Here is a 12,000-nt window from a genome sequence, read left to right on the forward strand (position 1 = left end):
AACTGGTGGACCGTGGGATCGAGGCCATTGAAGGCGCGGCACGCACCGGCAAGATTGGCGACGGCAAGATCTTCGTGTTCCCGATCGAGCAAGTGGTGCGCATCCGCACCGGCGAGACCGGCCCCGAGGCGCTGTAACGCCACTGTGGTTTTCCTATCTTCAAAGAAAGTACCGACATGAACAAGCTACTCTCTGGGGCTGTATTGGGGTTGGGCACGGTGGTGGCCACCGGCACCGCGTGGGCACAAGAAGCCGCAGCCACGGCCACCGCCGCCCCGGCCGCGCACAGCCCCCGGCGCGAGGCCCTCGCCGTCGCAGGCGCGCTGGTGCTGGACACCCCCGCCACCACGCCATCGCCCAGCGCGCACGCCCAGGTGGACTTGCCCACCGTGCTGCGCGACCTGGCCCGGCGCGGCGTCAACGAGCTGCACCTGGAGGCTGGCGCGCGCCTCAGCGGCGCCTGGCTGCAGGCCGGGCTGGTCAACGAGCTGCTGCTGTACCTGGCGCCGCAACTGCTGGGGCCGGGCACCGGGCTGGCGCAGATCGGCCCCTTCACCGCGCTGGCGCAGGGCGTGGCGCTGCAGTTTGCCGAAGCCACCCCGGTGGGGCCGGACTTGCGCATCCGCGCCCGCTGCATGCCCAACACCAGCGCCAGCGGCCACTGAAGGCGGCCATGCCAGCGCCCCCACCCACGCACCGCTGGCCCGCCCTGCACGTGGTGGGGCTGGTGGCGTCGGCGGGCGGCATCGAGGCCATGCTGCAGCTGTTTGCCCAGCTGCAACCCAACGGACGCTGCGCCTACATCGTGGCCCAGCACATGGGCAACCGCGCGCACACCGAGCTGATGACGCGCGTGCTGCGCCGGGCCTCGGCGCTGCCCATCGTCACGGCCCAGCCGCTGCAGCCGCTGCGGGCCGACACCATCTACTTCATTCCCGCCGGGCACGACGGCGCCGTCACCGCCCACGGGCTGCAGCTGCTGCCCCCGGCACCTGAGCACGTCTCCACCCCGTCGGGCAACGTGCTGTTTGCGTCGCTGGCCGCCCAGTGCGGGCCGCACTGCACCGGTGTGGTGCTGGCGGGCACCGGCATCGATGGGGTGGAAGGTGCGCGCGCCATCCGGCGCGCCGGGGGCACCGTGCTGGTGCAAGACCCCGCCAGCGCCACCTTCAACGGCATGCCCCACGCCACCATCGAGGCGCGCCTGGCCCACGCCGTGGTGCCGCTGGACGTGCTGGCCGAGCTGCTGCACCAACCCCCGGGTGCGGCCACAACCCGCGCGGCCACCCTGGACAGCGGCACGGCGTCCAGCCCGCCCACCAGCGTCCAGAGCAGCGCCGATGGCCTGCTGCACTGCACGCCACAGGACTGGCAACGCTGGCTGGTGCAGCTGCACCAGGCCACAGGGGTCGATTTTGCCGGCTACAAGCCCGAGACCCTGCAGCGCCGCCTGCAGCAACGCCTGGCCGCGCTGGGGCTGGCCGAGCTGGGCGCCTACCTGGCCTACTGCCAGCGCCAGCCCGGCGAATGGCAGCACATGCAACAGCGGCTGCTGGTGTCGTACTCCTTTTTCTGGCGCGACCGCGACGCCTTTGCCGCCCTGCAAGGCGTGCTGACCAGCGTGTGGCGCCAGCGCCCGCCCGACGCGCCACCGCTGCGCCTGTGGGTGCCCGCCTGCGCCAGCGGCGAGGAAGCCTACAGCCTGGCCCTGCTGCTGGCCGAGCTGTGGCAAGACACCGACACCCTGGCGCAGCGCGTGCAGATACTGGGCTCCGACCTCAACACCGCCGCCCTGCACCAGGCGCAGGTGGGGCGCTACGCGGCCTCGGCCCTGCGCGAATTGGCACCCGGCTGGCTGCAACGCTACTTCACCCCGCGCGGCCTGCTGCACGAAGTCCACCCCGCCCTGCGCGCGTGCTGCAGCTTTGAGGTGCGCGACGTGCTGGCCAGCGCCCCCGCCGGGCCGTTCGACCTGGTGAGCTGCCGCAACCTGCTCATCTACCTGCAACCCGCACAACAAACACAGCTGCTACAGTCCATCCACAGCGTGTTGCGCCCGGGTGGCTGGTTGTTCATCTCCACCGTCGAATCGCTCGACAGCGACAGCCTGCAACGCTTCCAGCCCGTGCCCGGCGCTGCACAGCACCACCTGTACCAGCGCCGCCACGGCGCCAGCGCGTGAGGCCATTGCCGCGTGCGCGCACAGCTTTTTTCTTTGCCGCCAAAGCTCAAACGACGCATGAAACTGTCCAACCTCTCCATCCGCACCCAGCTGCTAGGCCTGGTGGGGGCACTGTTGCTCATCATGCTGGCCTGGGGCGCGATGGCGCTGTACCAGCTGGATCAGGCCAACAACCGGCTCGAACGCATGTACAGCGAATACCTGGAGCCCATGGACAGCCTCAAGACCGTGTCCGACCTGTACGGCATCCAGATCGTCGATACCGTGCACAAGACGGTCCAAGGCCAGCTCAGCTGGGAGCAGGCACGCCAGAACATCAAGACCGCGCGCACCCTGATCGAGCGCGAGTGGCAACACTACGTGGGCCACCGCAACGACTGGCACACCGAACACGCCAGTGCCGTGGCCGAAGCCGAGGTGCTCATGACCGACGCCAACGCCCAGATCGAGCTGCTGGTACACATCCTGCACGCCGAAAGCCCGCCCGCGCTGCACTACTTTGCCACCCAGCAGCTTTACGCGGGCGTCGATCCACTGGTGCAGCAGCTCCAGCACCTGAGCCAGCGCCAGAAACTGCAGGCCCTGCACTACCACCAGGCCTCCAGCGCACTGTACCGGCAAGTGCGCCTGCACTCGGCCTGGTGGCTGCTGGGCAGCGCCGTGCTGGGCAGCGCACTGGTGGCGTGGCTGCTGCGCGGCGTGCGCCGCCCGCTGCTGCAAGCACAGGCCGTGGCACAACGCATCACCCAGGGCGACCTGAACCAGCCCATCCACGCCCACGGCAACAGCGAGACCGCGCACCTGCTGCGCGCGCTGGGCACCATGCAGCAGCAGCTGCAACAGCAGGCCAGCCAGCAGTGGGTCAAGGCCCACGTCTCCGACATCACCACCGCGCTGCAACAGGTCGAGAGCTACACCGAGCTGGGCCGCGCGCTGCTGTCGGCGCTGGCACCGCTGGTCCACGCCGGGCACGCCGCGTTCTACGTGCTCAACCCTGAGCGCCAGCTGCAGATGCTGGCCAGCTACGGCCACGCCCAGCGCAAGGCGCTGGGCAACCGCTTCGAGGTCGGACAAGGGCTGGTGGGCCAGTGTGCGCTGGAAAAAGCCCCCATCACGGTTCACCAGCCGCCGCCCGACTACCTCCAGATCGAGTCCGGCCTGGGCGCGGCCGTGCCGGCGTGCGTCGTGCTGCTGCCCGTGATGCACCAGGACCAGGTGCTGGGCGTGCTGGAGCTGGCCAGCTTTGTGCCGCCGGGCGAACGCGAGGAATCGCTGCTCGACACCCTCATGCCCATGCTGGCCATGCACATGGAAATCCTGCAGCGCAAGGTCCACACCCAGCGCCTGCTCGAAGAAACCCAGCAACAGGCCCAGCGCATGGAAAAACAGGCCGCCCAGCTCGAGGAACAGGCCGTGGAAATGGAAGCCCAGCAAGCCGAGCTGATGGACACCGAAGCCTGGTACCGCAGCATCGTCGAATCGGCCCCCGACAGCATGGTGGTGGTCAACGAAAGCGGCACCATCGTGCTGTGCAACCCCAAGCTGGCCACCACCTTTGGCTACACGCCCGACGAGCTGCTGGGCCAGAGCGTGGAAATGCTGGTGCCCGACGAGATCCGCGCCGGCCACCCGCAAAAGCGCGCCGCCTTCATGGCCTCGCGCGGCTACCGCGCGGTCGAGACCGACATGCAGCTGCGCGGCAAGCACAAGAACGGCAGCGTGTTCCCGGCCGAATTCGGCATGAGCCTGCTGCCCCCGCGCGGCGCGCACGGGCGCTGCGTGGCGGTGTCTGTGCGCGACATCACCATCCGGCAAAAAGCCCAGGCGCTGGTGGAGCAGAACGCCCAGCAGATGCGCTTCATGCTCGAATCCAGCCCCGTGGCCGTGCGCATCAGCCAAATTGCCGGCACACGCCAGCTGGTGTTTGCCAACCAGGCCCTGGCGCGGCTGCTGCACACCACCCACGAACAAGTCATGCAGATGCACCCCGCCGACTGCTACGTCAGCCTGGCGGACTTCCAGCGCGTGGTCGAACACACCGACCGGGGTGAATCGGTGCTCAACACCCCCATGACGCTCAAGGCCATGGACGGCGCGGTGGTGCAGGTGCAGGCGTCGTACATTCCCACCCAGTACAACGGCCAGCCCTGCGTGCTGACGTGGTTTTTCGACCTGGGCCACTGAGCGCACAAGCGGCGCCACGCCAGACCGTAGGTACACTCAATTTCTGCACAACACGGCACAGCGCCACCTTTCCTGAGAAAATACCTGCATGTTTACCGGAATCATCACCGGCGTGGGGCGCATCGTCGCTGTCCAGCCACTCGGCAGTTCTTTGCAACACGGCAAGCGCCTCACCCTGGAGGCGCCCGCTGGCTACCTTGACGACGTGGGGCTGGGCGACAGCATCGCGCTCAACGGCGCCTGCATGACCGTCACCACGTTTGACGCGGCACAGAACTGGTTCACCATCGACATCTCGGCCGAATCGCTGGCCAAGACCGCGGGGCTCGACCAAACCGGCCCCGTCAACCTCGAGAAAGCCCTGCGCGCCCACGACCGCCTGGGCGGGCACATCGTGTCGGGCCACGTCGATGGCATCGGGCGCGTGACGCACTTTGCCCAGGTCGGCGAAAGCTGGGAGCTGCGCGTGCTGGCTCCGGTGGCGCTGGGCAAATACCTGGCCTACAAGGGCTCCATCACCCTCAACGGCGTGAGCCTGACCGTCAACCGCGTGCAAGACCTGGCCGACGGCTGCGAATGCAGCATCAACCTGATTCCGCATACGGTGCAGAACACCGCGCTGGGCAGCCTGCAAGCGGGCTCGCCGGTCAACCTCGAGATCGACCTGATCGCGCGCTACGTGGAACGCATGCTGGGCGCGCCCGCACCGGCCACCCCCGCTGCCAGCGCCGCCTGAGCGCCGCCGCGCCACGCTGCACCCCACCGCCTTTTCCACCCCCACACCTCCACCCCGGACCCCCTGAACCCATGACGACACCCTCCGCCCCGCAACCCGTGTCCATCTCCCCGGTCGAGGACATCGTCGCCGACATGAAGGCCGGCCGCCTGGTCATTCTGGTGGACGAAGAAGACCGCGAGAACGAAGGCGACCTGGTGCTGGCCGCCGACCACGTCACGCCCGAGGCCATCAACTTCATGGCCCGCTTTGGCCGTGGCCTGATCTGCCTGACGCTGACCAAGGAACACTGCCAGCGCCTGAACCTGCCGCCCATGGTGCCGCGCAACGGCACCAAGATGGGCACCGCGTTCACGGTCTCGATCGAGGCCGCCGAGGGCGTGACCACTGGCATCTCCGCGGCCGACCGCGCCCGCACCATCCAGGTGGCGGTAGCACCCAACGCGCAGGCCGCCGACCTGGTGCAACCCGGCCACATCTTCCCGCTGCAGGCGGTCGAGGGCGGCGTGCTGATGCGCGCTGGCCACACCGAAGCTGGCTGCGACCTGGCCGCCATGGCCGGTTGCTCGCCCGCCAGCGTGATCTGCGAGATCATGAAGGACGACGGCACCATGGCGCGCCTGCCCGACCTGCAACTGTTCGCGGCGGAACACGGCCTCAAGATCGGCACCATTGCCGACCTGATCGAGTACCGCAGCCGCGTGGAGAGCCTGGTGCAGCGCGTGGGCACGCGCCAGCTCAACACCGCCTACGGCCCCTTCACCGCCCACGCCTACCGCGAAAGCGCCAACGACGCCATCCACCTGGCCTTGGTCAAGGGCGAATGGGCCGCCACCGACACCGTAGACGTGCGCGTACATGAACCCCTGAGCGTGCTCGACGCGCTGGAAGTGGGCCGCGCCATGCACTCCTGGACGCTGGAAAACACCCTGCGCCACATGGCCGATGCCGGCCGGGGCGTGGTGGTGCTGCTCAACTGTGGCGAAAGCGCAGCGCAGCTGCTGGCCCAGTTCGAAGGCACCGCACGCTCGGCCTACGCGCCCGAGCGTGGCCGCATGGATCTGCGCAACTACGGCGTGGGCGCGCAGATCCTGCGCGAATGCGGCGTCCACAAGATGCAGCTGCTGGGCAACCCGCGCCGCATGCCCAGCATGGCGGGCTACGGGCTGGAAGTCACCGGCTTTTTGAGCAAAAACCCCGAAGGAAAATAATCATGCAAGGTGCCCAACAAGGCTCTGCCACCTACACCGACGGCAGCGCGCTGCACATCGGTATCGTCCAGGCCCGCTTCAACGAGGGCATCACCAACGCGCTGGCCGCCGCCTGCCTCGACGAGCTGGCCCAGCTGGGCGTGCCCGCCAGCCAGATCCACCACGTGAGCGTGCCCGGCGCACTGGAGGTGCCCGCGGCACTGCAGGTGATGGCCGAATCGGCGCGCTTTGACGCGCTGGTGGCGCTGGGCTGCGTCATCCGTGGCGAGACCTACCACTTCGAGCTGGTGTGCAACGAGTCCGCCGCCGGCATCACCCGCGTGGGGCTGGACAGCGGCGTGCCGATTGCCAACGCCATCATCACCACCGAGAACCTGTCGCAGGCCGTGGCGCGCCAGGACGACAAGGGCCGCGACGCCGCGCGCGTGGCCGTGGAAATGGCGCACCTGCTCAACCAGCTCAGCGCCCTGGAAGGTGACGCATGAGCACCGCCCCCGGCACCCCCGCCAACGCCAGCCGCAGCCGCTCGCCCGGCGCCCCGCGCAAGGCGTCCGAAAAGTCGGCCCGCACCCGCGCGCGTGAGTTCGCGCTGCAGGCGCTGTACCAGCACCTGGTGGGCCGCAACGAGCCCGGCGAGATCGACGCCTTCACGCGCGACCTGAGCGGCTTTCACAAGGCCGACAGCGCGCACTACGACGCGCTGCTGCACGGCTGCATCGCACAGGGCGCCGAGCTCGACGCCCTGATCAGCCCCAAGCTGGACCGCCCGCTGGCCGAGCTCTCGCCCATCGAGCGCGGCGTGCTGTGGATGGGCGCCTACGAGTTCCAGCATTGCGTGGACGTGCCGTGGCGCGTGGTGCTCAACGAGTGCATCGAGCTGGCCAAGCAGTTTGGCGGCACCGACGGCCACAAGTACGTCAACGGCGTGCTCAACCAACTGGCCCAGACCCTGCGCGGCCCCGAGATGGTACGCGACCCGCAGCAGCAGGCCACCATGCCTGCCACCCCGCCCGCCCACGCCTGAGCGCCAGCGCCATGACCACAACACCGCCCGCACCCGTTGTGCCGCTGGACGCCGCCAGCGCCGCGCCCCCGTTCGTGTGGCCGGTGCGGGTGTACTGGGAGGACACCGATGCCGGCGGCATCGTGTTCTACGCCAACTACCTCAAGTTCTTCGAGCGGGCCCGCACCGAATGGCTGCGCCACCTGGGCGTGGAGCAGCAGGCGCTGCGCGAGCAGACCGGCGGCATGTTTGTGGTGGGTGGCACCGAGGTGCGCTACCACCGCCCGGCGCGGCTCGACGACGTGCTGCACGTCAGCGCCGCCGTGGCCGAGCTGGGCCGCGCCTCCATCACCCTGACGCAGCAGGCCTGGCTGCAACCCGCCGCCCGTGCCGGGGCAGCGCCGGTGCTGCTGGCCGAGGGCCAGATCCGCATCGGCTGGGTCGACACCCAGACCTGGCGCCCGGCGCGCATCCCGGCCGCGATTGTGGATGTGCTGCAACCCTACGCCCACGGCAGCGGCCAACGCGCCTGAAGCGCCGCCGCGCCCGCCCGACCGACCCCCGACCGCCTGAACCGCCATGCCCCAAGACTTTTCCATCGTGTCCCTGATGCTCAACGCCAGCGGGGTGGTGCAGCTGGTGGTGGGCTTGCTGCTGACAGTGTCCATCGTCAGCTGGACGGCCATCTTTCGCAAGATCTTTGCCCTGAAACGGGTGGACAGCCTGACCGAGACCTTCGAGCGCGACTTCTGGTCCGGCGCCAGCCTGAACGATCTGTACCTGGCCGCCACGCGCAACGCGCACACCGGCAGCCCGATGGAGCGCATCTTTGCCAGCGGCATGCGCGAATTCCAGAAACTGCGCGAAAAGCGCATCACCGATTCCGACGCCCTGCTGGCCGGTGCGCGCCGCGCCATGCGCGCCAGCTACCAGCGCGAGGTCGATGCGCTGGAGGTGAACCTGTCGTTCCTGGGTTCGGTGGCGTCGGTGTCGCCGTATGTGGGGCTGTTTGGCACCGTGTGGGGCATCATGCACGCCTTCACCGGCCTGGCCGCGCTGACGCAGGTGACGCTGGCCACCGTGGCCCCCGGCATCGCCGAGGCGCTGGTGGCCACCGCCATCGGGCTGTTTGCCGCCATTCCGGCGGTGGTGGCCTACAACCGCTTCGCGCACGACATCGACCGCGCCGCCAACCGGCTCGAGACCTTCATGGAAGAGTTCTCCAACATCCTGCACCGCAACATGGGCATCGCCCCGCCCTACCCGGCCAACCACGCCAGCCCCGTGACCACGGTGCCCCCGGCCGCGCGCTGAAGCGCCGCCGCCGTTCCTGCCAGCCCACCCCACCAGGACTCCCCGCCATGCCCGCCATCGCTTCCCGTGGCAAAGGCCGCCGCACCATGAACGACATCAACATGGTGCCCTTCATCGACGTGATGCTGGTGCTGCTGATCATCTTCATGGTCACGGCGCCCATGCTCAGCCCCGGCGTGATCGACGTGCCCAGCGTGGGCCAGGCCGCGCGCCAGCCCGACCGTTTTGTGCAGGTCATCATCACCACCGATGCCCGCTTGCAAATTAAAGAAGGCGGCAGCCAGGGCGCGGCCCAAGACGTGACGCTGGAGCAACTGGCGGCGCAGGTGCAAGCCCTGCAAGGCCCCACCGCGCCCAATACGGGCCCGGTGCCGGTGGTGATTGCCGCCGACAAGAACGTGAAGTACGACACGGTGGTGCACGTGATGGACACGCTGCAGCGCGCCGGTATTGCCCGCGTGGGCCTGTCGGTGCAGCCCCAGCCCTGAAGCGCCCGCCCTGTGTCCATGCGCCTGCCCGTTCCCCGCGACGACCTCAGCCCCCCGCGCGAAGGTCGCCACCGCTGGCCGCTGCTGCTGGCGCTGCTGGCGCACGCGCTGCTGATCCTGGCCCTGACCTGGGGCGTAGGCTGGAACAAAGAAACCCCACCCGTCGTAGCCGAGGCCGAGCTGTGGTCCGAACTGCCGCAAGTGGCCGCCCCGGCGCTGCAAGGTGCAGACCTGGCCCCTGCACCCGATGCCGATGCCGACACCGGGGTCGAGACCGCACCGCCACCCCCCGCAACCGAACCGCCTGCGCCCGCCGAAGCCGCCGTCGCCCCTGCAACGCCCGCCCCGGTGCCAGCGCCGCCAGCGCCCCCCCCCATTGCCGTACCGCCGCTGGCGCCTGCCGCGTCGGCGGTGGCACCTGCGCCCGCACCGGCACCGGCCAAGCCTGCCCAGGCAACCCCGCCGCCACCTGCCCCGGCGCCCGAACCCTCGCCCACCGAGGCCGAGATCGCGCTGCAAAAGAAGGCCGAAGCGCAGAAACGCGCCGAAGAACAGAAAAAGCGTGAAGCCGAGGCCCAAAAGCGCGCCGAAGAGAAAAAACGGCGCGAAGCCGAACAGGCCCGCCTGAAGGAGCAGGAAGCCGCCCGCCAGCGCGAGGAACAGGCTCGAAAGGAACGTGAACGCCAAGCCCAAGAAGCCGCCGAACGCAAACGCGAGGCCGAAGTCCAAAAACGTGCCGACGAGAAAAAACAGCGCGAAGCCGAACAGGCCCGCCTGAAGGAGCAGGAAGCCACCCGCCAGCGCGAGGAGCAGGCCCAAAAGGAACGTGAACGCAAGGCCCAAGAAGCCGCCGAGCGCAAGCGCGAAGCCGAAGCCCAAAAGCGTGCCGAAGAGAAAAAGAAACGCGACGCACAAGAAGCCGCCGAACGGCGCGAGGCCGACGAAAAAGCGGCCAAAGCCAAGGCCGAACAGCAAGCACGCGCCGAACAAAAGAAAAAAGAAGAGGCTGCTGCACGCAAAGCCGCACAAGCCGCCGAAGCGGCCCAGCTCGAAGCCGACCGCAAGAAAAACCTGGAGCGCCTGCTGGGCCAGGCCGGCGGCGGTGCGGGCAGCGCGGGCGACAGCAATGGCAGCAGCACCGGCGTGGCCGGGGCCAAGGGCGGCGCCAACGCCAAGGGCACGGCACAACAGTCCAGCGGCCCGTCGGCGGCGTACGCGGGCAAGCTGGTGGCCCGCATCCGGCCCAACATCGTGTTCACCGGCAGCGCCAGCGGCAACCCGCGCGCCGAGGTCGAGGTCCGCACCCTGCCCGACGGCACCATCGTGGGCAAGAAGCTGGTCAAATCCAGCGGCAACCCGGCGTGGGACGAGGCCGTGCTGCGCGCCATCGACCGCACCAACAGCCTGCCGCGCGACGAAAACGGCAAGGTGCCGCCGACGTTGCTGCTCGAATTCCGCCCGCAGGATTGAACAAGCTCTGCCACAACACCACTGAGGCCAGCCCATGGATCCCCAATGGCGCCGCAACTGGCAACACGCCAGCAACCATGAAGGTTTTACCCGGGGTGCCAAGGCCCTGCTGGCGCTGGGCTGCATGTTCGCCTTTGGCTGGTGGGCGGGCTGGCAAGAGGAGCTGATGGCGGTGCTGCTGGGCGTTAATGCCAGCGCCTTCACCGAAAGCGACGACAACTGGCGCAGCCGCCTGCGCATGCAGCTGCTGGCGTTGCTGCTGTTTGCGGCGCTGCTGTGGCTGGTGTGGGCCGCCGTGCCGTGGCCCGGTGCGCTGGCCGCCCTGCTGGCGCTGGCCGCGTTTGGCCTGACGCTGCTGGGCGTGTGGGGCGAACGCTACCGCGTGCTGGCGTTTGGCTCGCTGGTGTGGCTGATCTATGTCGGCCTGGTGGCCGAGACCAGCCGCGCGCAGGCGCTGGCCGCTGCGCCGCTGATGCTGGCCGGGGCCGCGTGGTACGGGCTGGTGTCGGTGCTGTGGGCCGCGGCGTGGCCCGAGCCGCCGGTGCGCTACCGCCTGTCGCGCCTGTACGCAGTGCTGGGGGAGTACCTGCGGCTCAAGTCACAACTGCTGGAACCCGTGCGCGGCATGGACCTGGAACGCCGCCGCATGGCGCTGGCCCTGCACAATGGCCGCGTGGTGGATGCCCTCAACGCCAGCAAAGACAGCCTGCTCAACCGCCTGGGCAAGGGCACGCCGCCACCGTGGCTGCAGACCGCCATGCACCAGTACCTGGCGGCGCAGGACATCCACGAACGCACCAGCTCCTCGCACGGGCATTACGACCAGTTGGCCGAAGCCTTCTTCCACACCGATGCCATGTACCGCTGCCAGCGCGTGCTGGCGCTGCTGGGTGAACAGGCGCTCAAGTTCTCCGAAGCCATCCGGCAACAAAGCACCCCACAACACCAAGGGGCCACCGCACGCGCCATCGAGGACATGCAGGCCGCCATCGCACACCTGGAGCAGCACGCCACCCCCACACAACAGGGCCGTCCGCTGCAAGCCTTGCAAGCACTGGGCAGCAACCTGACGGCGTTAGCACAGGTGTTTTCCGGTGCGTTGCGACCACCAGCACAAGGGGCAGATTACAGCCTGATCGACCACGAACCCCAAACGCTGCGCGAGGCGTGGGCGCGCATTCGGGGCCAACTGCACCGCCAATCACCGCTGTGGCGGCACGCGGTGCGGCTGTCGCTGTCGCTGCTGCTGGGCTTTGCGGTCATGCACGCCACCCAAGACCCACACGGTTACTGGATCTTGCTCACCATCGCGTTTGTGAGCCAGCCCCACTACGCTGCCACCCTGACCCGGCTAGCCCGGATATTTCACCGTAGATCGCCCCGTTGCCTCTTTTATCACTTTGATGCCTGAA

13 protein-coding genes are annotated in these 12,000 nt (G+C 68.8%); all 13 read left to right on the forward strand.

Annotated elements, in window-relative coordinates; genetic code table 11:
* A partial coding sequence (locus CON76_RS08960) for a P-II family nitrogen regulator (protein WP_145995397.1) occupies positions 1-137 on the forward strand: 137 nt, incomplete at its 5' end.
* A 39-nt stretch (positions 138-176) separates the two neighbouring features.
* Positions 177-665: a RibD family protein gene (locus CON76_RS08965; protein WP_101103019.1), complete on the forward strand. Its 489-nt coding sequence runs from the start codon at positions 177-179 to the stop codon at positions 663-665.
* 8 nt (positions 666-673) lie between these two features.
* On the forward strand, positions 674-2,182 hold the full coding sequence (locus CON76_RS08970; protein ID WP_101103020.1) for a chemotaxis protein CheB: 1,509 nt from the start codon (positions 674-676) through the stop codon (positions 2,180-2,182).
* A gap of 57 nt (positions 2,183-2,239) precedes the next feature.
* A complete protein-coding gene (locus CON76_RS08975; RefSeq protein ID WP_101103021.1) occupies positions 2,240-4,366 on the forward strand; it encodes a PAS domain S-box protein in 2,127 nt (708 codons plus the stop codon).
* Between the two features lie 88 nt (positions 4,367-4,454).
* Entirely contained in the window at positions 4,455-5,102 is a 648-nt protein-coding gene (locus CON76_RS08980; protein WP_101103022.1) for a riboflavin synthase, read from the forward strand.
* A gap of 71 nt (positions 5,103-5,173) precedes the next feature.
* A complete protein-coding gene (gene ribBA, locus CON76_RS08985) occupies positions 5,174-6,313 on the forward strand; it encodes a bifunctional 3,4-dihydroxy-2-butanone-4-phosphate synthase/GTP cyclohydrolase II (RefSeq protein WP_101103023.1) in 1,140 nt (379 codons plus the stop codon).
* A gap of 2 nt (positions 6,314-6,315) precedes the next feature.
* Positions 6,316-6,798: a 6,7-dimethyl-8-ribityllumazine synthase gene (ribH, locus tag CON76_RS08990; RefSeq protein ID WP_101103024.1), complete on the forward strand. Its 483-nt coding sequence runs from the start codon at positions 6,316-6,318 to the stop codon at positions 6,796-6,798.
* Positions 6,795-7,337: a transcription antitermination factor NusB gene (nusB, locus tag CON76_RS08995; RefSeq protein WP_101103025.1), complete on the forward strand. Its 543-nt coding sequence runs from the start codon at positions 6,795-6,797 to the stop codon at positions 7,335-7,337. The genes ribH and nusB overlap by 4 nt, the downstream gene beginning before the upstream one ends.
* Positions 7,338-7,348: 11 nt before the next feature.
* On the forward strand, positions 7,349-7,849 hold the full coding sequence (gene ybgC, locus CON76_RS09000; RefSeq protein ID WP_101103026.1) for a tol-pal system-associated acyl-CoA thioesterase: 501 nt from the start codon (positions 7,349-7,351) through the stop codon (positions 7,847-7,849).
* 46 nt (positions 7,850-7,895) lie between these two features.
* A complete protein-coding gene (gene tolQ, locus CON76_RS09005) occupies positions 7,896-8,630 on the forward strand; it encodes a protein TolQ (RefSeq protein WP_101103027.1) in 735 nt (244 codons plus the stop codon).
* A 47-nt stretch (positions 8,631-8,677) separates the two neighbouring features.
* The gene (locus CON76_RS09010; RefSeq protein WP_101103028.1) at positions 8,678-9,118 is read left to right on the forward strand and encodes an ExbD/TolR family protein; all 441 of its coding nucleotides are present in this window, start codon (positions 8,678-8,680) and stop codon (positions 9,116-9,118) included.
* A gap of 18 nt (positions 9,119-9,136) precedes the next feature.
* A complete protein-coding gene (tolA, locus tag CON76_RS09015; protein WP_101103029.1) occupies positions 9,137-10,588 on the forward strand; it encodes a cell envelope integrity protein TolA in 1,452 nt (483 codons plus the stop codon).
* Between the two features lie 34 nt (positions 10,589-10,622).
* Positions 10,623-11,999 carry an FUSC family membrane protein gene (locus CON76_RS09020; protein WP_101103030.1) on the forward strand — a complete coding sequence of 459 codons (1,377 nt, stop codon included), beginning with the start codon at positions 10,623-10,625 and terminating at the stop codon, positions 11,997-11,999.
* Position 12,000 lies beyond the last annotated feature (1 nt).

Source organism: Macromonas bipunctata (assembly GCF_002837135.1).
GTDB lineage: Bacteria > Pseudomonadota > Gammaproteobacteria > Burkholderiales > Burkholderiaceae_C > Macromonas_A > Macromonas_A bipunctata.